Here is a 22,999-nt window from a genome sequence, read left to right on the forward strand (position 1 = left end):
GATTTGCGAAGCATTAGCAAATTGTATCGAGAAGCGTTAAAAAAAATAAAACTTTAGTTTGAAAAAAAACATCTATAGCATATTAAGAGGAACGTTTCTGGTAAACGAAGATTCCTTTAAAAACTGGAGAATGATTCTGTTCATTTCGGTGTTGGCTATAGTAATGATTGCAAGTTCGCACAGTGCAGATAAAAAAGTGCATGAAATTGCAAGGCTGAGTAATGAAGCAAAAGAATTGCGAAGTGCATTTATAGATGGCAGAGGTCGATTAATGGAGTTGAAAAAAGAATCGGTCGTCTCTGCAAAAATGAAAGAAAAAGGCTTGAAAACTTCCGAAGTTCCGCCTCAAAAAATAAAAGTAAAACCACAAAAAAAGGATTAAAGAATCGTGGCAGTAAACGAAACGAACATATTAAACCGATTGTATTTTGTAGCTGGATGTATGTTCATCTTCGGCCTTGCTGTGGTTGTTAAGTTGTTAACCATTCAATATGTAAATGGCGATAAATATCGCGATTTAGCCGAAAAACGAACCATCGAAAACAAGATTATTCCTGCAAATAGAGGTAATGTGTATTCGGTTAATGGTAATCTTTTGGCAACTTCAATTCCTAAATACGATATTAGAATCGATACTAAAACGCCAAAGAAAAAAGTATGGCAGGAAAATATTGGCGCCTTATGCGATTCGTTATCTAAATATACAGGAAAATCATCGGGTTATTACAGAGAAAATTTAAGAAAAGCCAGAGCAAAACAAAACCGTTATTATTTGTTGGCACGCGATATTGGGTATTCCGATTATTTGAGATTACGCAATTTCCCATTATTAAAATTAGGTGCATTTAAAGGTGGATTAATTGTCGAACAAACCACAAAACGTGAGCACCCAATGGGAGGCATTTCTATGAGAACCATAGGTTACGAGCGCACAGACGAAGATGGTAACATAACCAGAGCTGGATTAGATGGTGCTTTTGGTGAAAAATATTTAAAAGGTAAAGATGGGCAGCGTTTAAAACAAAAAATAGGAAAAGGACAGTGGAAACCAATTGTAGATTATAATCAAGTAGAGCCACAGGATGGTTATGATATTTACACAACTATAAACACAAACATACAGGATATAGCGCACCATTCTCTATTAGAGCAGTTAGAAAAGTACGATGCAGATCATGGCTGTGTTGTTGTTATGGAAGTAAAAACGGGAGAGATAAGAGCGATTTCAAACTTAGGGAAATCGAAATCCGGAAAGTATTACGAGAAAAGAAATTATGCCGTTTGGGAATCTCATGAGCCTGGATCAACATTCAAGTTAATGGCAATTATGGCAGCTCTGGAAGACAAAGTTATCGATACCTCTACTATTGTCGATACAAAAAATGGGTATAAAACATTTTATGGAAGAGGCATTAGAGATACACGTGGTTATGGAAAAATTTCAGCAGCTAAAGCTTTCGAGAAATCTTCAAATATTGGATTGGCTACCATTATAGATGAGCATTATTCTAAGAACCCCAATAAATTTATCAACAGATTAAAACAATGGAAGCTTCATGAAAATTTAAATCTTCCAATAGTAGGTGAAGGCAATCCGGTGATACCAAAACCAGGTGACGCTATTTGGAGTCGCAACGCTTTACCATCTATCGCTTATGGTTATAATATGCAATTAACACCATTGCAAACACTAACGTTTTATAATGCTGTGGCAAATAATGGAGAAATGGTGAAACCTCGATTTTTAAGGGAGGTAAAGGAGCTTAATCGTGAAATAGAAAGTTTTGGCAAGGAAATTCGTGTTAAGAAAATTGCTTCAGAAGAAACGATTAAAAAAGCGCAAAAACTGTTAGAAAATGTGGTGGAACGTGGAACAGGAGAAGGGATGTATTCCAAATATTTTTCTATGGCAGGAAAAACAGGAACAGCCAGAACAGATTATGGCGATTTTGAAGCATGGAATAAAGATAAAAAATATGTGTCGTCTTTCGCAGGCTATTTTCCTGTAAAAAACCCAAAGTATTCGTGTATAGTGGTAATCCATAAGCCAAGTACAAAAGTTGGCTATTACGGAGCAGATGTAACTGGTCCAGTATTTAAACGCATCGCACAAAAGATTTTTACAGATACGCCAATAATAGATGAGGTGGAATCGCTGGAAGTCGAAAATGTCGAGGTAGACAATGAATTTCAACAATATTACGATACCGCAAACACCTATTTAACCATCATGCCAAGTGTTGTTGGATTGCCAATAATGGATGCTATTGCATTGTGTGAGAATTTAGGATTAAAAGTGAAAATGAAAGGTAATGGCGTTGTGAAATCCCAATCTATACCAAAAGGACAAAAAGTAAAGAAAAATCAAACTATAGTTTTAGAATTATCGTGACTTCATTAATAGACATATTATATAAGGTTAACATCAATGCCGTAGTAGGTTCGACTAATGTATATATTAGAAATATACATTTTAACTCACGTAGCATCGCTGTTAAAGATTTATTTGTAGCTATAAATGGAAGTGTTTCAAATGGACACGACTATATCGAGAATGCTGTGCAACAAGGAGCAATTGCTGTGGTTTGCGAGCATTTACCAAAAATTTTAAAAGAAGGTATTGCTTATATAGTTGTAGAAGATTCGAGTGTGGCATTGGCTGTTATGGCATCAAACTTTTATGGTAATCCATCGGCGAATTTAAAATTAGTTGGTGTTACTGGAACTAATGGAAAAACCACTATTGCCACATTATTATTTCAGCTATTTAAGAAAGCAGGCTATAAAGTAGGTTTGCTTTCTACAGTCGTAATTAAAGTAGATAATAAAGAGTATAAAGCAACGCACACAACGCCAGATTCTTTAAGCATTAATTATTATTTAAAGGAAATGAATAATGAGGGTGTCGAATTTTGCTTTATGGAAGTCAGTTCGCATGGCATACACCAAAAAAGAACCGAAGGTTTAGAGTTTGCAGGTGGTATTTTCACTAATCTCTCTCATGACCATTTAGACTACCACAATACGTTTGACGAATATCGTGATATTAAAAAATCATTTTTCGATAACCTTAGTAAAAAAGCGTTTGCGCTTACCAATACCGATGATAAAAATGGAGTGGTTATGTTGCAAAATACGAAGGCGAAGCAATATACCTACGCACTTAAAAATTATGCCGATTATAAAGCGCAAATTCTTGAAAATTCGTTTACTGGCATGTTGTTAAAAATTAACAACAACGAAGTTTGGACAAAATTAATAGGGCAATTTAATGCATCGAACGTGTTGGCTATTTATGCCACTGCCGAATTATTAGGTTTAGAAACTACCGAAATTCTTAGACTTATAAGCGTATTAGAAAGCGTAAGCGGAAGGTTTCAATATTTAATTTCTGAAGAAAAAATCACTGCCATTGTAGATTATGCACATACGCCAGATGCATTAAAAAATGTATTGGAAACTATAAATAGTATTCGTACTAAAAATGAAGAATTAATCACTGTTGTAGGCTGTGGAGGAGATAGAGATACCACCAAGCGACCAAAAATGGGACACATTGCTTCGGCTTTAAGTACAAAAGTGATTTTTACAAGCGATAACCCAAGAACGGAAGTTCCGGAAACAATTATAGAACAGATAGAAAAAGGTGTTGAACCTCAAAATTATAAAAAAACGGTTTCGATAGTAGATAGAAAACAGGCTATTAAAACGGCTTGCCAATTAGCAAATGCAGGTGACATTATTTTAATAGCAGGAAAAGGTCATGAAACCTACCAAGAAATTAATGGAGAAAGAAGCGATTTTGATGACTTCAAGATTGTTGGAGAATTATTAAAACAATTGCAAAAATAAATTACAGAATGTCACACTAAGTGCAATCGAAGTGTGAATAAAACCAAATAAGAATGCTTTACTACCTATTCGAATATTTAGAAAATCAGTTTCAATTAACAGGAGCGAGTGTGTTTCAATTTATCACGTTTCGTGCTGCGTTGGCGATTATTGTATCGTTATTGATTTCTACAATATTTGGAAAAAAAATTATTCGCTATCTGCAAAAAAAGCAGGTGGGAGAATCGGTTAGAGATTTAGGTTTAGAGGGACAGGTAGAAAAAGCAGGTACGCCAACAATGGGTGGTTTAATTATTATTTTTTCAACCTTAATACCAGTATTACTATTTGCGCGATTAGAGAATATTTATGTGATTATGCTCATTGTCACCACTGTATGGATGGGGCTTGTTGGTTTTACAGACGATTATATTAAAGTGTTTAAAAAAGACAAGGCAGGTTTAAGCGGTAAGTTTAAAGTATTAGGGCAAGTAGGATTAGGCATTTTCGTGGGAGCAATTATGTACTTTCATCCTGGTGTGACCATTAGAACAGAGAAAGTAAATCCTGTCTACGAAAATGAAAAAATCACTCAAAACTCTGCAATAGAATTTAACCCTAAAGAAAAGTCATTAAAAACAACCATTCCATTTGTAAAAGATAACGAATTCGATTATGCCTCTTTGGCAACATGGTTTGGCGATGATTTCACCAAATATGCTTGGCTCATTTTTATTCCGGTAGTCATATTTATAGTAACCGCAGTTTCTAATGGCGCTAATTTAACAGATGGTATAGATGGTTTGGCAGCAGGAAGTTCGGCCATCATTGTCTTTACACTCGCCATTTTTGCTTTCGTATCTGGAAACTTTGTGTTTTCAGATTATCTCAATGTTATGTTTATACCAGAGCTTGGTGAGTTAGTAGTGTTCATAGCCGCTTTTGTGGGAGCGCTTATTGGTTTTTTATGGTACAACACGTATCCAGCTCAGGTTTTTATGGGAGATACAGGAAGTTTAACTATTGGCGGAATAATAGCAGTAATAGCCATTGCAGTTAGGAAAGAGTTGTTAATTCCGTTGTTATGCGGCATCTTTTTCGCCGAGTCGCTATCGGTAATCCTACAGGTTAGTTGGTTTAAATACACAAGAAAAAAATATGGAGAAGGTAGGCGTATTTTTAAAATGTCGCCATTGCATCACCATTACCAAAAGGGAGGCTATCATGAAAGTAAAATAGTAACTCGGTTTTGGATTGTTGGAATTTTTCTGGCCATCCTAACAATTGTTACGTTGAAATTAAGATAAGAGTTTGTTATTTCTGCTAAGGCAGGAATTCACAATAGAAAGAAAATTGAAAAAACAAAGATTAGTCATACTGGGAGGAGGAGAAAGTGGCATTGGTACTGCACTTTTAGGAATTGCAAAAGGCTACGACGTTTTTGTTTCAGATAAAGGAATTATAAAAGAAAAGTACAAAGAAGTTCTTATACATAATGAGATTGAATGGGAAGAGCAACAGCATACTGAAGCTAACATATTAAATGCCGATGTTGTAATGAAGAGTCCTGGAATACCTGATAAAGTAGATTTAATTCAAAAGCTTATTAGTAATAAAATTCCAGTGATTTCAGAAATCGAGTTTGCTTCAAAATATACCAATGCAACGCTTGTTGGAATAACCGGAAGTAATGGTAAAACAACAACAGCATCGCTAACGCATCATATTTTAAAACAGGAATTAAATGTGGGTTTGGCTGGTAATATTGGCGACAGTTTTGCAAAGCAGCTTTTAGAAGAGGATTTCGCTAACTACGTGTTAGAGATAAGTAGTTTTCAATTAGACGGCATTGTCGATTTTAAACCAAATATAGCAGTGCTTTTAAACATTACACCAGATCATTTAGATCGCTATGATTACAAATTTGAAAATTATATCGATTCAAAATTCAGGATAACACTAAATCAAACAAAAGAAGATTATTTGATTTACGATGCAGATGACCAAGTGATTGATCATTGGCTAAAACAAAACACCATTCAGTCCACATTATTACCATTTTCGCTAACAAAAACAGTTGAAAACGGAGCGTATTTAGATAAAGAAAATATTAAGATAACAATAGATAACAACCAGATAATTATGCCAACAAAAAATTTAGCTTTAGAAGGAAAACACAACATTAAAAACGCAATGGCTGCATCGACTGTAGCACATTTGCTTAAAATTAGAAAACAGACAATTCGTGAGAGCTTAGAAAATTTTCATGGCGTGGAACACAGATTAGAGCAAGTGCTTAGAATAAACAAAGTACAGTATATAAACGACTCTAAGGCAACAAATGTAAACGCTACCTATTATGCGTTAGAAAGTATGGATGCGCCAACAGTTTGGATAGTTGGAGGTGTAGATAAAGGTAACGATTATACAGAGTTGTTTCCATTTATAAACGAAAAAGTAAAAGCGATCATTTGTTTGGGCATAGACAATGAAAAGCTAATGGAGAGCTTTGGCAATATGGTAGATGTTATTGTAGAAACGCAATTCATGAGTGAAGCAGTAAAAATAGCATACAAAGTAGCCGAAGCTGGAGACAATGTGTTGTTATCGCCAGCGTGTGCAAGTTTCGATTTATTCGAAAATTACGAAGACAGAGGACGCCAATTTAAAAATGCGGTTAGAAATTTGTAATCCTTATTAATAAAAAAAAAGAATCACAACTAAAAGCTAATAGCAAAAGGCTAAAAGCTAAAATTATGCAACAACTATTTAAAAATATAAAAGGAGATCGGTTAATATGGGCAATAGCAGCATTACTTGCTATTTTCTCATTTCTTCCTGTGTATAGTGCTGCCAGTAATTTAGTAAATGTTGGTGGAGGGAATACATCATCTTACTTTATTAAGCATTTTATGCATTTATTTTTAGGCTTTGCTATTATTTACGGTGTACATAAAGTGCCGTATCGTTATTTCCGTGGTTTATCTATGGTTATGATACCTATTGTACTGGTGCTTTTGGTCGTAACAATTATGCAAGGCACTACAATAGAAGGTGCAAATGCAAGCCGATGGATACGTATTCCGTTTGTAAATATGTCTTTCCAAACCTCAACATTAGCAGCTGTTGTTTTAATGGTGTATGTGGCAAGATACATGTCGAAAATAAAAGATGAGCAAGTGTCTTTTAAAGACTCTATATTACCACTTTGGCTTCCTGTTTTTTTAATTCTAATATTAATTTTACCCTCAAATTTCTCGACTGCAGCACTCATTTTTTTAATGGTTTTGGTATTGGTGTTTTTAGGAGGCTATCCAATACGCTATCTGGCAGTAATTATAGGTTCTGGAATTTTAGCTTTGGTGTTATTTATTTTAGTTGCAAAAGCGTTTCCAGATGCAATGCCTAATCGTATCGATACCTGGATGAGCCGTATTGAAAATTTTTCGGATGGAGGAGATACCGAAGCCGATTACCAAATTGAAAAAGCTAAAATAGCTATTGCATCTGGTGAATTAACAGGCGTTGGACCAGGAAAAAGCACACAGAAAAACTTTCTGCCACAATCGTCTTCAGATTTTATATTCGCTATAATCATTGAAGAGTATGGGTTAATTGGAGGTTTGTTTTTAATGATATTGTATATGTGGCTATTGTTTAGAATAGTAATTGTCGCTCAAAAATCTGATACTATTTTTGGTAAACTGGTAGTGCTTGGTGTGGGATTTCCTATTGTATTTCAAGCCATGATTAATATGGCTGTTGCCGTGGAGTTATTTCCAGTTACAGGGCAAACCTTACCTTTAATTAGTAGTGGAGGTACATCGATCTGGATGACGTGTTTAGCCATAGGAATAATATTAAGCGTAAGTGCAAAAAGAGAAGAAATAAAAGGACAAGAAAGTAAAGAAAATCCAGAAGAAAATCCGTTAGAAATTCTTTCTGAAGCGTTATAAATGAGCAACTATAAAATCATATTATCAGGAGGTGGTACTGGAGGACATATCTATCCGGCAATCGCTATTGCAAACGAATTAAAATCGCGTTTTCCAGATGCCGAGTTTCTTTTTGTTGGAGCGAAAGACCGCATGGAAATGGAAAAAGTGCCTCAGGCAGGTTACAAAATTAAAGGCTTGTGGATTACAGGGATTCAACGAAAAATAACACTTAAAAATTTAATGTTTCCATTTAAACTTGTTAATAGTTTGTGGAATGCAAGAAAAATAATAAACCAGTTTAAACCAGATGTAGCTATTGGCACTGGAGGTTTTGCAAGTGGACCATTATTGCAGGTGGCAACCTCAAGAGGAATCCCGAGCTTAATACAAGAGCAAAACTCTTATCCAGGAATTACAAACAAGTTATTAGCTAAGAAAGTGCAAAAAATTTGTGTGGCTTACGATGGTTTAGAGCGTTTTTTTCCGAAGAATAAAATTATAAAGACAGGAAATCCTGTACGTCAAGATTTGCTAGATATTCATTCTAAAAAAGAGGAAGCTTTACAGTACTTCAATTTGGTTAAAGATAAAAAAACATTACTGGTTTTAGGTGGTAGTTTAGGAGCCAGAGCCATTAACGAATTATTAAAGAGAGAGCTCGATTTCCTGCAAACCCAACAGGTTCAAATCATCTGGCAAACGGGAAAACTATATTACAACGATTATAAAATTAATGGCGATATAAAACACGTACAAGTACATCAATTTATTAATAATATGGATTTTGCCTATGCTGCAGCCGATTTTATTATTTCCAGAGCAGGAGCAGGCTCGGTGTCAGAATTGTGTATAGTTGGTAAGCCTGTATTATTTGTGCCTTCGCCTTATGTTGCAGAAGACCATCAAACCAAAAATGCAAAAGCAATTGTGGACGAAAATGCAGCGATTATGATTGCCCAAGAAGATTTGGAAGTCGATTTTAAGAACAAATTCTCGCAATTGGTTGCATCAGAAGAGAAGCAAAAACAATTAAGTAATAATATAAAAAAATTAGCATTAGTAAATGCTACTAAACAAATAGCGGACGAAGTTGAAAAACTTTTAAACCCGGCTTAATCTCCTAAGGGAAGAAACGATTAAAAAATAAAATGAGTAAAATGGATAGCATAGCATCAAATAAAAAAGCCCATACTTTTGGTAAGGGCTTAGGATGGGATAATATTTATTTTATTGGTATTGGTGGTATAGGAATGAGTGCTGTTGCACGCTATTTTAATGCAGCAAACAAGCATGTTGCAGGCTACGACAAAACCAAAACGGAAATCACAGAAGCCTTGGAAGATTCTGGAATTAATATTCATTTTAACGATGCCATCGAAAACATAGAAGCACGTTATTTAAATCCAGAAAAAACATTAGTTGTTTACACGCCTGCCATACCAAAAGATAGTAAGGAATTCAATTATTTTAAAAACAACGGATTTAATGTGCTTAAGCGTTCGGAAATTTTAGGATTAATAACAGAAAACACATTCTGTCTGGCTGTAGCAGGAACGCATGGGAAAACCACAACATCAAGCATTCTTGGTCATCTCATGCGTGCTTGTAATGTGCCGTTAACGGCGTTTTTGGGTGGTATTAGTGAGAATTACAACTCTAATTTAATACTAAATGGTAACGAGGTAAGCGTTGTAGAAGCCGACGAATTTGATCGCTCTTTTTTAACCTTGTCACCAGATTTAGCTTGCATTACCTCAATGGATGCAGATCATTTAGATATTTATGGAGATGCATCAGAATTAATTAAATCCTTCGAGGATTTTTCGAAAAAATTAAAACCTAATGGAAAGCTTTTTATTAAAAATGGTCTACCATTAAAAGGAATTACTTACGGCATTGAAGATGATTCAGATTATGCCGCTCAAAATATTAAAATACAAAATGGCGCTTATGTGTTTGACGTAAAAATGCCCAACACAGTGCTAAAACAAGTTCAATTTAACCTACCTGGTAGACATAATTTGTCGAATGCATTAATAGCCTTAGCGATGGCTGTAGAATATGGTCTCCCTAAGCCACAGCTCGTTAAGGCATTAGCATCTTACAAAGGTGTAAAGCGTCGCTTTACCTACCAGATTAAAACAGACGAACTTGTTTTTATAGATGATTATGCGCACCATCCCGAAGAAATAAATGCCGTACATCAAGCTGTTAGGGAGATGTATCCCGACGAAAAAGTGTTAGCCATTTTTCAGCCGCATTTATTTTCAAGAACAAAAGATTTTGGTGATGAATTTGCACAGAGTCTTTCAAAATTCGATGAAATTCTTTTGTTAGATATCTATCCAGCAAGAGAATTACCAATAGAAGGCATCCATTCTAATTGGTTGTTAAATAAAATCAGCAATCCAAAGAAAGCATTAATTGAGAAATCTGAAATTATTGAGAAAATAAAAGAAAGTAAAGCTAAAATTATCCTCACCATTGGTGCAGGAGATATTGGTGCAGAAGTAAATAAAATAAAGCAGGCATTGGCTTATGAAAATTAATTGGAACTATATAAAACTTGCAGGACTACTTGGTTTAGTTGTGTTTTTGTATGCTTTTTCTTCGGCTAAAAATGGTAAGCGCAAAGTGCCTAAAACAACCATAGAATTTGTAGAAGAGCAAAAACCATTTATTACACACGAGACTGTTAGTAAATTGTTAATACAAAATCAACAACCTGTTACGAGTGTGCCTAAAGAAACTTTAGATTTGAATGCGTTAGAATCTGTCCTAAATGCTAATGCAATGATTGAAAATGCCGAGGTGTTTGTAAATGTAAATGGTGATTTTTCAGCAAAAATCAAACAAAAAAAACCTATAGCAAGAGTCTTAAAATCAGGTTCTTATTACATAGATAGTAAAGGTGGTTTTATGCCTTTGTCGTCTAACTACACTGCGCGAGTGCCTATGGTAACTGGTAAAGTGAATAAAAATAATTTGGGTAATGTATTTGCTATTGCTAGCAGAATTGAGTCAGACGATTTTCTTAAAAAGAATGTTGTCGAGATTCATGAAAATGAAGATAATTCTATCAACTTAAAGTTGAGACAATGCAGTTTTGTTGTTCAATTAGGACAATTAAAAAATGTAGAAAAAAAAATAAATAACCTGAAAGCGTTTTATAAAAAAGCTATAAAGGATAAAAGTTTAAGTAAATACAGTACAGTGAATTTGCGATTTGAAAACCAAGTTGTTTGCACTAAAGTATAGATTATGGAACAAAATTTAGCAGTTGGATTAGACCTTGGAACCACAAAAATTGTGGCCATGATTGGTCGTAAAAATGAATATGGGAAAGTTGAAATTTTAGGCATTGGTAAGTCTAAAAGTTTAGGTATTCATCGTGGTGTGGTTAATAATATCACGCAAACCATTCAGTCTATTCAATTAGCTGTACAAGAAGCAGAGGCAGCAGCAGCAACTAAAATAGAAGGTGTAACCGTTGGTATTGCCGGACAGCACATACGCAGTTTACAACATAGCGATTATATTACCAGAGCCGATTCTGAAACGGTAATAAACGACGATGATATCGAGCGATTAATCAATCAAGTACATAAATTGGTCATGTTACCTGGAGAGGAGATTATTCATGTTTTACCGCAGGAATATAAAGTCGATGGACAGGCAGAAATTAAGGAGCCAATTGGTATGTATGGTGGCAGATTAGAAGCTAATTTTCATGTCGTGGTTGGCCAGGTGTCATCGATTAGAAATATAGGCCGTTGTGTAAAAAGTGCAGGTTTAGAGTTAGAAGGTATTACGTTAGAGCCTTTGGCCTCGGCCAATGCTGTGTTAAGTCAGGAAGAAAAAGAAGCAGGAGTAGCTTTAATCGATATAGGAGGTGGTACAACAGACTTAGCCATTTTTAGAGATGGTATTATTAGACATACGGCAGTTATTCCGTTTGGCGGCAATGTTATTACAGAAGATATAAAAGAAGGCTGTTCTATTATAGAAAAGCAAGCCGAATTACTTAAAATAAAGTTTGGTTCGGCATGGCCAGGAGAAAATAAGGATAACGAAATTGTATCTATTCCAGGATTACGTGGTAGAGATCCAAAAGAAATAACCCTTAAAAACCTGTCTAAAATAATTCATGCCAGAGTAGTAGAAATTATTGAGCAGGTGTATGTAGAAATTAAAAATTACGGTCACGAGGAGCAGAAGAAAAAACTCATTGCAGGCATTGTGTTAACAGGTGGTGGCGCGCAGCTAAAACACCTAAAACAATTAGTAGAATATATTACAGGAATGGATACCAGAGTTGGTTATCCAAACGAGCATTTGGCTGGAGATAGTGACGATTCTATTACAAGCCCATTATTTGCCACAGCAGTTGGTTTAGTTATGGATGGGTTAAAACGTCAAGAACGCGTAAAAGCAGAAATAAAAATTGAGGAAGAGGCTGTAGAAGATTCAGAATTTTTAGTAGAGGATGAAGCGCCAATTCAAGAACCAATAAAAAAACCAAAACGCTCGTTTTTAGATGCGTTAACAGAGCGTGTTAAAGATTTTTTAGATAACGCGGAATAATGTTGCAAAGCAACAAGAAGAAAAAAGATGTAGTAAAACACATCTAAATAATAATAAAGAATAAGCAATTAATTGATCCAAATAAACAGAATTTTATGAGCAACAAAGAATTCGAAAGTATCGCCTTCGATTTACCTAAAAATCAATCTAACGTCATTAAGGTTATTGGTGTTGGTGGAGGTGGTAGCAACGCTATTAACCATATGTTTCAACAAGGCATTAATGGAGTGGATTTTGTAATCTGTAATACAGATGCTCAAGCCCTTCAAAACAGTGGTGTGCCAAATAAAATCCAGTTAGGTGTAAATTTAACCGAAGGTCTTGGTGCAGGTGCCAATCCAGAAGTTGGTATGCAATCTGCTGTAGAAAGTTTTGAAGATATTAAAACCATGCTTGGTACCAATACTAAAATGGTGTTTATAACTGCTGGAATGGGTGGCGGAACAGGAACTGGCGCAGCGCCAATTATTGCTAAAATGTCTAAGGAATTAGATGTTTTAACAGTTGGAATTGTAACCATGCCTTTTCAGTTTGAAGGTAAAATGCGTATTCAGCAAGCACAAGAAGGTATCGAAAAGCTACGTGCAGAGGTAGATTCTTTAATAGTAATTAACAATAATAAACTTCGAGAAGTTTATGGTAATCTTGGTTTTAAAGCAGGATTCTCTAAAGCAGACGAGGTTTTAGCTACTGCAGCCAAAGGTATTGCAGAGGTAATTACCCATCATTACACACAAAACATCGATTTACGCGATGCTAAAACCGTGTTAAGTAATAGTGGCACTGCTATTATGGGATCTTCTACGGCATCTGGACAAAACCGTGCGCAGGAAGCCATTTCTAAAGCATTAGATTCACCACTATTAAACGATAACAAAATTACTGGAGCCAAAAACGTATTGTTGCTTATCGTTTCTGGGTCTCAGGAAATAACAATTGATGAGATAGGAGAAATTAACGACCACATTCAAGCGGAAGCTGGACATGGCGCTAATATTATTATGGGTGTTGGTGAAGACGAAGCTTTAGAAGAATCTATCGCGGTAACTATTATCGCAACAGGCTTTAATATTGAACAGCAAGACGAAATTTCTAATACCGAAACTAAAAAGGTTATACACGCTTTAGAGGAAGACCAAAGTATTGAAAAGGATTTAACACCTAGTGAAGCTTCTCCAGCTATTATTACACCTGATATTGTTTTAGAAAAACCAGAACCACCAAAAGTGGTAAAGCATACATTAGATATAGACGAGGACACTGAAGATACTTTAAGTAAATTGGAAATGGACCTTATTAACAAGCAACGCAGTGTGTCTATAGAGGAGTTTGGTTTAATTCCTACAACCGAAGTCATTAGAAATATGGATGTTGTTTACGACGAAGTTGTAGCTACTTTTAATACAGATGAAGAGTTTGTAATCACTTCAACACAAAACAATACCGCAGAAAAAAGCGATAAAGACATAGAAGAGGAAGAAGAAAAGCAACAAATAACATTAAGTTTCGATTTACCAATAAATGAAGATACCATTGAAGAAGAAGTTGAAACGAAAAATGAAGTAGAGGACACGAAGATTGTTCATGATATAAACGCCATAGAAGTTAACGATCATGTTGAGTTAATTCCTGTAACCGAAGTTCGTGAAGACGAAGAAGTACGTTATGCTTTAGATGATTATATAGAGGTAAACTCTTCGATAAACACCAATCAAAAAACAGTAAAAGTTGAAGATGTGGTTGATGAGGAAATTGTTTTCGAGAAAAAAGTAATAGCAAAAGAAGAAGTGGTCGAGATTCCGGAAGAAGATTTAGACCCAATGAATAGCTCAATTTCAGATATTTTAAAAGATAGAGCAGACGATAGAAGGCAAAAAATGAAATCCTTCAATCATAAATTCAATAACTCTAAAATTGATGATATCGAGAAAATACCAGCATATAAGCGCCAAGGCTTGAATTTGGACGACACCCAACATTCATCTTCCGAAGGCAATGTCTCTAAAACCAGTTTAAGTATAGACGATAACGATGACATTCAATTAAGAAATAACAATTCTTTTTTACATGATAATGTCGATTAATAGCTAATACAATACTTTTAATCACTTTTAAACCCAAAAAGACTTGCGCTTTTTGGGTTTTTTATTCCTGTTTATGTAGTTATCTCACAATACATCTACTCTAACTTCAACTGTAATATGCAGACAAATTTCCCTATCTTCGTAATCTTAAAAAAGGAATACAATGAGCTTATCAGCAACTATTATGACGGCCTTAAAAGAGGCTATGAAAAGTAAAGACCAAACCGCTTTAACCGCATTAAGAGCAGTAAAATCTGCGATCTTGTTAGCACAAACCGAAAGTGGTGCCAAGCAAGACCTTAGTGAGGAGCAGGAAATGAAAATTTTACAGAAACAAGTAAAACAGCGTAAAGATAGTGCAGCTATTTATTTGGAGCAGGGGAGAGAAGACTTAGCAGCGCCAGAATTAGCAGAAGCAAAAGTTATCGAGCAATTTTTACCAGAGGCTATGAGCGAAGAAGCTATAGGTAAACTGGTAGAAGAGGCTATTGCAAAAACAGGAGCAGAAGGCATGAAAGATATGGGAAAAGTAATGGGAATGGTAAACCAAGCAGTTGCTGGTCGCGCAGATGGTAAAACTATTTCTAATATTGTAAAACGTAAATTGTCTTAGAAAAATAATTGGCTGTGTAGCTCAATTGGATAGAGCACTGGATTTCGGCTCCAGCGGTTGTAGGTTCGACTCCTATCACAGTCACAAAATTTCCTCATGCAAAGTAACATGTTAAAGACAATGGTTTTATTGCAAGAACAAGAGACACCTTTGTTTTTTAAAATTGTTGCTACAGTCTTAATAGCCTTTACTGTTGGTTCCTTCTTGTTCCTTTTGGTTCGCGCTCTTTTTAACTTTTTTGAAATGGCTCAAGTAGAACACTTTACTAAGAAGCAATTTTTTACACACCTTTATTTTAGAAAAAAAACGCTACCAGTAGCCTATAAGTCTATTCTTAAGCAGAAATTTAATTTTTATAGTCGTTTAACAGCTTCGCAAAAAAAGAACTTTGATCACAGACTGCAATATTTCCTAACAAATTGGGAGTTTATTGGTAAAAATATAGAAATAACCAATACCATGAAGTTGCTTATTTCGGCAACAGCAGCGAAGTTAACCTTTGGTTTTAGAGAGTATAAGATAGAAAACATCGATAAGGTAATTATATATCCCGAAATTTATTATTCTAATATTAATAAGGAAATGCATAAAGGAGAATTTAATATGGCTTACAAAGCTTTAATTTTTTCTTGGGAAGATTTCTTAAAAGGATATGCCATAACAAACGATAATTTAAACTTAGCAGTACATGAATGTATTCATGCCATCCATTTTAATTTTTTAAGAACCAGAAAATACAGTACAAGTTCTGCAATTTTTTTAGATTCCTTTTACGAGCTCACTCATATGTTAGATAATAATGAGGTATTAAAAGAGAAGCTTATAAACTCTGGTTATCTTAGAAGCTATGCTTTTGAGAACCAGTTTGAATTTGTTTCGGTTTTAGTAGAGAATTTTATAGAAACACCCAGTGAGTTCCGTTCTAAATTCCCTAGAATTTATAGTAAAGTTAAAGAGATGCTCAATTTTAATTTTGCTGGTTATTAAGAGTTAGGTTATAGCATATCAATTTGTAAAATCATTTTTTTTAATAAATGTGAAAGAGTATCTTTTTCATTTTTGCTTAAATAATGTATAGATTTAGAAGCTTCTTCAAAACGTTTTTTTATAGCAACATCTATAACTTGAATGCCTTTTTTAGTTAAACAAGCACGTTTAATTCTACCATCATTTTCATCTGGTACTCTAAATATAAGTTTAAGTTTTGTGAGTCTTTCTAATAACGCTGTCATTGCTCCAGAAGTAATTAAAACAGATTGCATTAATTCTTTTGGAGATAATGTGTATGGCTCTCCAGATCTTCTTAATGTTGCTAAAACATCTAAGTCTGTGTAGTGAATATCACTATTTCTTAATGCTTGACTTGCCCGTTTTTCAAGTGTTTTTCCTAGTTTAAGAATTCTTCCAACAACTGCCATTGCCGATGCATCCAGCTCAGGTTGTTCTTGTTTCCATTCTTTTATTAACCTATCTATAACGTCAGTTTTTTCACACATATAATTTATAATTAAAATAACACACAAAAATATATCTTTATATCAAGATATATTTTATATTTGCAAAGTATCTTTATGTAAAGATATATTTAATAATTTAAAATAAAAAGATATATCAACATTTAAAATAACCGTTATGAAACACATTGTCCTAACATTGTCAATAATTTTAATTGCATTTACAGCTTGTAAAACGTCGCAACCTTCAAATGGAAGTAATCCAGATTTCTCATATCCAGAAACAATATTACCAAAAGATACTTCAAAACTTTGGGTGGCAGAAGGTGACTCAACCAAACAAATTGTAGCAATATTTTTACAAGGAGGTCCAAAAGATGAATTAGATTTTGAAAAAAGAGAAAAATCTGTTTGGCGATATTTGCCAAATTTTGAGGACTATTACAGTATTCACTTACACCAAGCAAATACTTATAATCCTAAAATGTTTACTTACGACTGTAATTTCACTATGAAAATGGCAAGAAAAGAAGTTGATAACACATCAGAAATGCTGTATAGAGCTATTAAATATTTTAAAAACCAAGGTAAAACGGTTTGGGTTATGGGACACTCTTACGGTGCTTATATAATACCACATTATTTAGCGACACGGCCTTCATTAGCAGATAAATACGTTATTATATCAGGTAGAATAGACGATCCTAAGGATGTAGTAAAAGCACATAAAAAAGGTTTCAACGGGACTTATACAGATGGAAAAACATTTATTTCAGATGAAGGTGTAGAAGATTTTAGCGATTATAATATCTGGGCAATTAAATATTACACAGCAAAACAACGTATTAAAGCAGCAATAGGTGAAGTAAACTATATCAAGGCTTTAAAAGATGTAGATTTATCCAATACCATTTACATTTACAGTGCCAAAGACCAAAGAGTTGGTGGTTTAAACGAAAAAGAACTTAATTTCCTTAAATCTAAAAAAGCACAAGTGTTCAATTCAAAATTAGAACATGGCTACACGTGGCGAGAATTAGTAGATTTAATTAAAGCAGAAAAAATTGTATTATAGTAATTGTTATTAAAATTAATTGTAATTTTTAATAAAAATTATTGTTTGTTCTCTATATGAAAAAAACAGATTTTATTGAAGTTTTTGCTCGAATTACACCATTCATACACAAAACACCAGTTTTTAGCTCACAATTAATTAATGACATAGTAGGCGCAAAGTTGTTTTTTAAATGTGAAAACTTTCAAAAAATGGGAGCCTTTAAAATGCGTGGTGCAACAAATGCAATCATGAATTTAAGTCATGCACAGAGAAGCAAAGGCGTGGTAACTCATTCTTCAGGAAATTTTGCGCAAGCAGTATCGTTAGCAGCAAAAAGCTTAGACGTTAAAGCATATATTGTTATGCCAGAAAACGCACCACAAGTTAAAAAGAATGCTGTTATAGGTTACAACGGTATTATTATAGAATGTGAATCTACTATTGAATCAAGACAGCAAACGGCAGATAAAATTTGTAATGAAACAGGAGCCACCTTTATTCATCCCTCAAACGATATGGATGTTATTTTGGGAAATAGTACTGCTACACAGGAATTTCTTGAAGACCACAACGACTTAGAATACATTGTTTGTCCTGTTGGTGGCGGAGGTTTAATAGCTGGAACCGCTTTGGCAGCACATTACTTTGCAAATAGTTGTAAGGTTATTGGTGCAGAACCAATGGAAGCAGACGATGCTTACCGATCTCTAAAAAGTGGTACAATTGAAATAAATACAACAGCCAATACTATAGCAGATGGTTTAAGAACACAGTTAGGCGATGTTAATTTTCCAATAATACATAAGCACGTAAAAAAAATTATTAGAGTAGAAGAAACCGAAATCATTGAGGCCATGCGATTAATTTACGAGCGTTTAAAACTGGTTGTCGAGCCCTCAAGCGCAACAGCTTTAGCAGCTGTAATTAAAGAGAAGCAACTGTTTAAAAATAAAAAAATGGGTATAATTTTATCTGGAGGTAATGTGGATGTAACAAAATTACCTTTCTAAACTATTTGCCAAAGCCTTTAACCTGGCAGTTGCTTTTGTTTGGTCTTCGCTTTTAAAAATATGACTTCCAGCAACAAAAACATCGGCACCTGCTTCAACAAGTTTTTCAATATTTTTATCTGTAACACCACCATCAATTTCAATTTTGGTATCTAAACCTTGTTCATTAATCATTTTGCGTAACTTTTTAATACGCTGGTAAGTAACTTCTTCAAATTTCTGTCCGCCAAAACCTGGATTGATAGACATTAATAATACCATGTAACATTCTGGTAAAATGTCTTCTAAAACAGAAACTGGAGTTGTAATATTAAGTACAATACCTGCTTTACAACCAGCATCTTTAATTTGTCTTAATGTGCGGTGTAAATGTACTGTAGATTCATGATGTACTGTAATGATATCGGCACCAACCTTTGCAAATTCTTCAATATAGCGCTCAGGTTTTTCAATCATTAAATGTACATCTAATGGTTTAGTGGCATGTTTTTTTATAGCAGCAATTACAGGCATGCCATACGAGATGTTTGGTACAAAATGACCATCCATAACATCAATATGAAACCAATCGGCATCACTGTTATTAACCATTTCTGTATCGCGTTGCAGATTGCCAAAATCGGCAGCAAGCATTGAAGGAGCAATTAATTTTTCGGCCATTTTAATATTACTTTGTGTTAAAGGTGCAAAGATAGAAAAGTCTTTGTTAAAGTTCCTTTGCTTTATAAAAGGATTTAGAGAATAGGACTAAAAATGAGTGAACCCGAAGTAATCAGCTTCGGGTTCTTTCATCAATCAAAAAACGAACAGTTATGAATAACTGTTTGTTACTGTAACTTAAGTATTAGCCTAAGTAAGTTTTTAATATTTTGCTACGCGATGTGTGTTTTAATCTACGTATCGCTTTTTCTTTAATTTGTCTTACACGCTCACGAGTTAAATCGAACGTTTCACCAATTTCTTCTAAAGTCATTGGGTGTTGGTTTCCTAAACCAAAGTATAATCTAATAACATCTGCTTCACGAGGCGTTAATGTCTCCAAAGCACGCTCAATCTCAGTACGTAAAGACTCATGTAATAAGTTACGGTCTGGATTTGGCGATTCACCAGAGTTTAATACATCGTAAAGGTTAGAATCTTCACCTTCAACTAAAGGCGCATCCATACTTACGTGACGTCCAGAATTCTTCATAGATTCCTTAACGTCATTAATAGTCATATCTAACTCTTTTGCAATTTCCTCGGCACTTGGCGGACGCTCGTGTGCTTGCTCAAGAAAAGCAAATGTCTTGTTTATTTTATTAATAGATCCAATTTTATTAAGTGGTAAACGCACAATACGAGATTGCTCTGCTAATGCCTGTAAAATAGATTGTCTAATCCACCAAACAGCATAAGAGATAAATTTAAAACCACGCGTTTCATCAAAACGTTGAGCAGCTTTTATTAACCCTAAGTTACCTTCATTAATTAAATCTGGTAATGTTAAACCTTGGTTTTGGTATTGCTTAGCTACCGATACTACGAAACGTAAATTAGCTTTAGTCAATTTCTCAAGTGCAATCTGGTCGCCAGCCTTAATACGTTGTGCTAATTCTACTTCTTCGTCTGCGGTAATTAAGTCAACTTTTCCAATTTCTTGTAGATATTTATCTAACGATGCGGTCTCACGGTTGGTAACCTGCTTGGTAATTTTAAGTTGTCTCATCTAAAAAAGTGTGATTTATGTCCCTAAATAGGGTGTGAATAATTTGCTATCAATAGTTATACGCACAAAAGACACATTTTGTTACAAAAAAGTTTAATTATTTTAATTTTATTTTTTTTACCAAATTTTACTAACTGTTTGGGCATTCCCTTTTTATGCCGAAAAAGGCTTAAAAAGGTCGGGCTTTCCACTATATCTTTTTTTGCCATATATGCCAGCAAAAAAAGGATGTCGTTGCAATCCCTAATGCGTTTACTCATGCGGCTCACTCCTAATTTTCAACAATTAACTATTTCCAGGTATAATTTTTCTCTTTTGCCTGAGATTTAATCGCTTTAATCATGGCGTTTTCTAAGCCATTACCTTTTTCTTTATTATTTTTTAAAATATAATCTTTGCGTTTACTATTTAGTTCCTGTATGTTCTTTTGTATGGCTTCGCGCTCTTTTTGCTTTTCAGATACATAGGTTTCTATTTCTTTAGCGCTTTTGTTTTTAAGTTCCTGAGGCAATTCGTTATCCTCTAAAGTTTCATATTTAAAATCTTTATTTTTAGAAGCATCCACCAAATCCCAAGACGAATTTTTGTATAAATGCGAACTTTTACTAACGGTTCTACTTACAGCATTTGCACTACTATATTCTTCAGCATTATCGTCTTGTTCTGCCTGTAATTGCATTTTCTTTCTGCCTTGAGAACCATAAGCCACATAGGTTTTGTTAAGTTTATGGTTTTGCTGCAAAATAGCATCGTCGTAAGGTGTTGCAATATGGATAGTCTCTTTATTATGGTTTATTGCCATATAATCGCCATGCGCTAAATCTGCTCCATCTTTCCAAAATCCAGAAATACCCTGATTATAATCACCACAAAAAATAGTATTTACAGTAACATCCTTATTATGGGCTCTCTTTGCGGCATCTTTATAGCTTATTTTACCTTGCGTAAAAGGCTCGTTACCTGCTATAAAAATAAATTTTAAATCATCTGGATTATCTTTCCAATCTAATTGGTCTAAAGCAGTATTTATAACATAGCCACAATACTCGTTGCCTCCTTTTGTGGTTAAAGAAAATAACTGTTTAGAGATTTCGTCTAAATCGTCACTAAACGCTAAAACCTGACGAATATAACCTTCTTCGGCATTTAAATTATCGTTGCCATATTCGTAAAGTGCAATTTGCAAATTGGGCTTGTCGTCTTTACATTTTGCGTAAGACAGCTCGTTTACAATTTCCCAAAGCTGGGCTTTGGCTTGGTCTATTAAGCCATCCATACTATTACTTGTGTCTAATAAAAGCGCCACTTTAATGTACTGCTTGTTCACTTTTGGCGTCACAGGATCAATAGTTTCGTTTAAAGCAAAGGCCTCGGTTTGCTTTTTGTTGTTGGCATTACAGGCCAAAAAGAAAAAGGCTGTAAAAGCGATTAGGCTTAATTTAATTGTTGTTCTCATAATTATTAATTTTCTAATTTTAATTCTTTAACTTTAATATCACCATCGTTAGAAAGCACGAAGTATTTGTTTTTAATTACTTCTTTTTCTGCTGGTTTTTCTTCTTTAGGTTTTTCTCTGTATTGTAATTTTATTTCCATACCTATTTGTATTACCGGTTCTACAATAGATGGATTAATTACTATGTCGTACTCCTTAAAAGACAATGGGTCGTAATAATAAGAGGTTTGTTTTTTTGCGGTAACAATGCCTTTGTTTTTCTTAATAGCTTCTAAAGAAATACTATTAAAAGCCTGGTAGCTTTTATAAAACTCTCTTGGAAAGTGGCAGTACTTAATATCTGCAATAGTTGGTTTATAGGTGGCCAAATCGAAACCCATATCAGTATAAAATTGTTTCTTTTCTTTAAGTACTTTTAAAATTTCGGATCTGAGTTTGGTGTAAACAGCTTCAATATTTTCAATAAAATAATCCACTTTTACCAAGTTATATATTTCATTATTTGCACAGGCAGATAAGATTTTTTCAAACTGATTAACCTTTGTAAATTTAATATGAAGGTTTTGCTGGAGCTCGAAACCTTTGGGCACTTCGGTATAAGTTTTACTAAATAATTTTTTCTCAACAACAGTTTCGTAAACTGGAACAAAGGAAATAACATCTATAATTATGTCTTTACTTAAAATTCCTTTTGCAGAAAGCTCGCTTATAACTTTGGCTACTCTATCATTCATTAATTTATTGGTCTCTTCGGCAGTTTCACCAACTTGTACCAGATTAAAAACAGCGGTGTATGAATCTGCTATAACATTATTGAGCGCCTTTACATCTATAGTAAGCATGGCATTTGGCACCAGATTCTGATGTCTAAAGGTGTTTAAATTATTGCTATAGATGTTGGCATTGCCAAGCGATTCGGCTTGTATAACATTCTGTCTGGAAATGGTCGTTGCGTTTCCTCTTATTTGTGCTGTTGCCAAAGAGACGAATAATAGTAGTGTAAAGTAAATTGTATGTTTCATGTGTTTTGTTTTAATTAGACCGTAAACTTATAAGCAACCTTCTTTTAAAAAAAACAGTAATGAGGGAAGGTGGCTTTATAATGAGTAACAAACAGTGCCAAATGAGTAAACAAGGAGAATTAAAGTGTGTAACGCCATAGTTTGGGTAAAACCTATTTTAATATGCCAATTAAAGTGTGTAAGTTTATCCTTTAGTAAAATATTACTAAGATTATTATCGATTAGAAATGAAACAAATTCTT

The 22,999-nt window shown here is 34.2% G+C and carries 20 protein-coding genes and 1 tRNA gene; 16 read left to right on the plus strand and 5 right to left on the minus strand.

Annotated elements, in window-relative coordinates; all coding sequences use genetic code 11:
• Positions 1 to 58: 58 nt before the first annotated feature.
• From ACVC43_RS13840 to ACVC43_RS13905, 14 genes are all read left to right on the plus strand, one after another.
• The gene (locus ACVC43_RS13840) at positions 59 to 382 is read left to right on the plus strand and encodes an FtsL-like putative cell division protein (RefSeq protein ID WP_452225127.1); all 324 of its coding nucleotides are present in this window, start codon (positions 59 to 61) and stop codon (positions 380 to 382) included.
• A 60-nt stretch (positions 383 to 442) separates the two neighbouring features.
• Positions 443 to 2,392 (plus strand): penicillin-binding protein, encoded by a 1,950-nt coding sequence (locus ACVC43_RS13845; protein WP_452225328.1) that lies wholly within the window; start codon positions 443 to 445, stop codon positions 2,390 to 2,392.
• Positions 2,389 to 3,852 (plus strand): UDP-N-acetylmuramoyl-L-alanyl-D-glutamate--2,6-diaminopimelate ligase, encoded by a 1,464-nt coding sequence (locus ACVC43_RS13850; RefSeq protein WP_452225128.1) that lies wholly within the window; start codon positions 2,389 to 2,391, stop codon positions 3,850 to 3,852. Before ACVC43_RS13845 ends, ACVC43_RS13850 begins: the two co-directional genes overlap by 4 nt.
• Before the next feature lie 53 nt (positions 3,853 to 3,905).
• Positions 3,906 to 5,138, plus strand: coding sequence for a phospho-N-acetylmuramoyl-pentapeptide-transferase (gene mraY / locus ACVC43_RS13855; RefSeq protein ID WP_452225129.1), 1,233 nt, complete (start codon positions 3,906 to 3,908; stop codon positions 5,136 to 5,138).
• A gap of 46 nt (positions 5,139 to 5,184) precedes the next feature.
• Positions 5,185 to 6,522, plus strand: coding sequence for a UDP-N-acetylmuramoyl-L-alanine--D-glutamate ligase (gene murD / locus ACVC43_RS13860; protein WP_452225130.1), 1,338 nt, complete (start codon positions 5,185 to 5,187; stop codon positions 6,520 to 6,522).
• Between the two features lie 65 nt (positions 6,523 to 6,587).
• The gene (locus ACVC43_RS13865; protein WP_452225131.1) at positions 6,588 to 7,787 is read left to right on the plus strand and encodes an FtsW/RodA/SpoVE family cell cycle protein; all 1,200 of its coding nucleotides are present in this window, start codon (positions 6,588 to 6,590) and stop codon (positions 7,785 to 7,787) included.
• Positions 7,788 to 8,885 (plus strand): undecaprenyldiphospho-muramoylpentapeptide beta-N-acetylglucosaminyltransferase, encoded by a 1,098-nt coding sequence (murG, locus tag ACVC43_RS13870; RefSeq protein ID WP_452225132.1) that lies wholly within the window; start codon positions 7,788 to 7,790, stop codon positions 8,883 to 8,885.
• Between the two features lie 41 nt (positions 8,886 to 8,926).
• On the plus strand, positions 8,927 to 10,318 hold the full coding sequence (gene murC, locus ACVC43_RS13875; protein ID WP_452225133.1) for a UDP-N-acetylmuramate--L-alanine ligase: 1,392 nt from the start codon (positions 8,927 to 8,929) through the stop codon (positions 10,316 to 10,318).
• A complete protein-coding gene (locus ACVC43_RS13880) occupies positions 10,308 to 11,027 on the plus strand; it encodes a cell division protein FtsQ/DivIB (protein ID WP_452225134.1) in 720 nt (239 codons plus the stop codon). Before murC ends, ACVC43_RS13880 begins: the two co-directional genes overlap by 11 nt.
• 3 nt (positions 11,028 to 11,030) lie before the next feature.
• Positions 11,031 to 12,353, plus strand: coding sequence for a cell division protein FtsA (gene ftsA / locus ACVC43_RS13885; RefSeq protein ID WP_452225135.1), 1,323 nt, complete (start codon positions 11,031 to 11,033; stop codon positions 12,351 to 12,353).
• 95 nt (positions 12,354 to 12,448) lie between these two features.
• Positions 12,449 to 14,437: a cell division protein FtsZ gene (gene ftsZ, locus ACVC43_RS13890; RefSeq protein WP_452225136.1), complete on the plus strand. Its 1,989-nt coding sequence runs from the start codon at positions 12,449 to 12,451 to the stop codon at positions 14,435 to 14,437.
• A gap of 163 nt (positions 14,438 to 14,600) precedes the next feature.
• Positions 14,601 to 15,050 (plus strand): GatB/YqeY domain-containing protein, encoded by a 450-nt coding sequence (locus ACVC43_RS13895; RefSeq protein ID WP_452225137.1) that lies wholly within the window; start codon positions 14,601 to 14,603, stop codon positions 15,048 to 15,050.
• Positions 15,051 to 15,060: 10 nt separating this feature from the next.
• A tRNA-Arg gene (locus ACVC43_RS13900) sits at positions 15,061 to 15,134 on the plus strand.
• A gap of 159 nt (positions 15,135 to 15,293) precedes the next feature.
• Positions 15,294 to 16,037, plus strand: coding sequence for a zinc-dependent peptidase (locus ACVC43_RS13905; RefSeq protein WP_452225138.1), 744 nt, complete (start codon positions 15,294 to 15,296; stop codon positions 16,035 to 16,037).
• Positions 16,038 to 16,045: 8 nt separating this feature from the next.
• On the opposite strand, the gene ACVC43_RS13910 is transcribed toward ACVC43_RS13905, so the two are convergent.
• Positions 16,046 to 16,546, minus strand: coding sequence for a MarR family winged helix-turn-helix transcriptional regulator (locus ACVC43_RS13910; protein ID WP_452225139.1), 501 nt, complete (start codon positions 16,544 to 16,546; stop codon positions 16,046 to 16,048).
• Between the two features lie 136 nt (positions 16,547 to 16,682).
• On the opposite strand from ACVC43_RS13910, the gene ACVC43_RS13915 reads away from it, so the two are divergent.
• Positions 16,683 to 17,579, plus strand: a complete 897-nt coding sequence (locus ACVC43_RS13915) for a hypothetical protein (RefSeq protein WP_452225140.1) — start codon at positions 16,683 to 16,685, stop codon at positions 17,577 to 17,579.
• 56 nt (positions 17,580 to 17,635) lie between these two features.
• Positions 17,636 to 18,571 carry a pyridoxal-phosphate dependent enzyme gene (locus ACVC43_RS13920; protein ID WP_452225141.1) on the plus strand — a complete coding sequence of 312 codons (936 nt, stop codon included), beginning with the start codon at positions 17,636 to 17,638 and terminating at the stop codon, positions 18,569 to 18,571.
• Here ACVC43_RS13920 and rpe read toward each other — a convergent pair.
• From rpe to ACVC43_RS13940, 4 genes are all read right to left on the minus strand, one after another.
• Positions 18,560 to 19,231, minus strand: a complete 672-nt coding sequence (rpe, locus tag ACVC43_RS13925) for a ribulose-phosphate 3-epimerase (protein ID WP_452225142.1) — start codon at positions 19,229 to 19,231, stop codon at positions 18,560 to 18,562. The genes ACVC43_RS13920 and rpe overlap by 12 nt on opposite strands.
• 184 nt (positions 19,232 to 19,415) lie before the next feature.
• Positions 19,416 to 20,279: a sigma-70 family RNA polymerase sigma factor gene (locus tag ACVC43_RS13930; RefSeq protein WP_055446804.1), complete on the minus strand. Its 864-nt coding sequence runs from the start codon at positions 20,277 to 20,279 to the stop codon at positions 19,416 to 19,418.
• Between the two features lie 289 nt (positions 20,280 to 20,568).
• Positions 20,569 to 21,735, minus strand: a complete 1,167-nt coding sequence (locus tag ACVC43_RS13935; protein WP_452225143.1) for a vWA domain-containing protein — start codon at positions 21,733 to 21,735, stop codon at positions 20,569 to 20,571.
• Between the two features lie 5 nt (positions 21,736 to 21,740).
• Positions 21,741 to 22,757 (minus strand): SIMPL domain-containing protein, encoded by a 1,017-nt coding sequence (locus tag ACVC43_RS13940; RefSeq protein ID WP_452225144.1) that lies wholly within the window; start codon positions 22,755 to 22,757, stop codon positions 21,741 to 21,743.
• Positions 22,758 to 22,999 lie beyond the last annotated feature (242 nt).

It is taken from the genome of Lacinutrix chionoecetis (assembly GCF_053604665.1).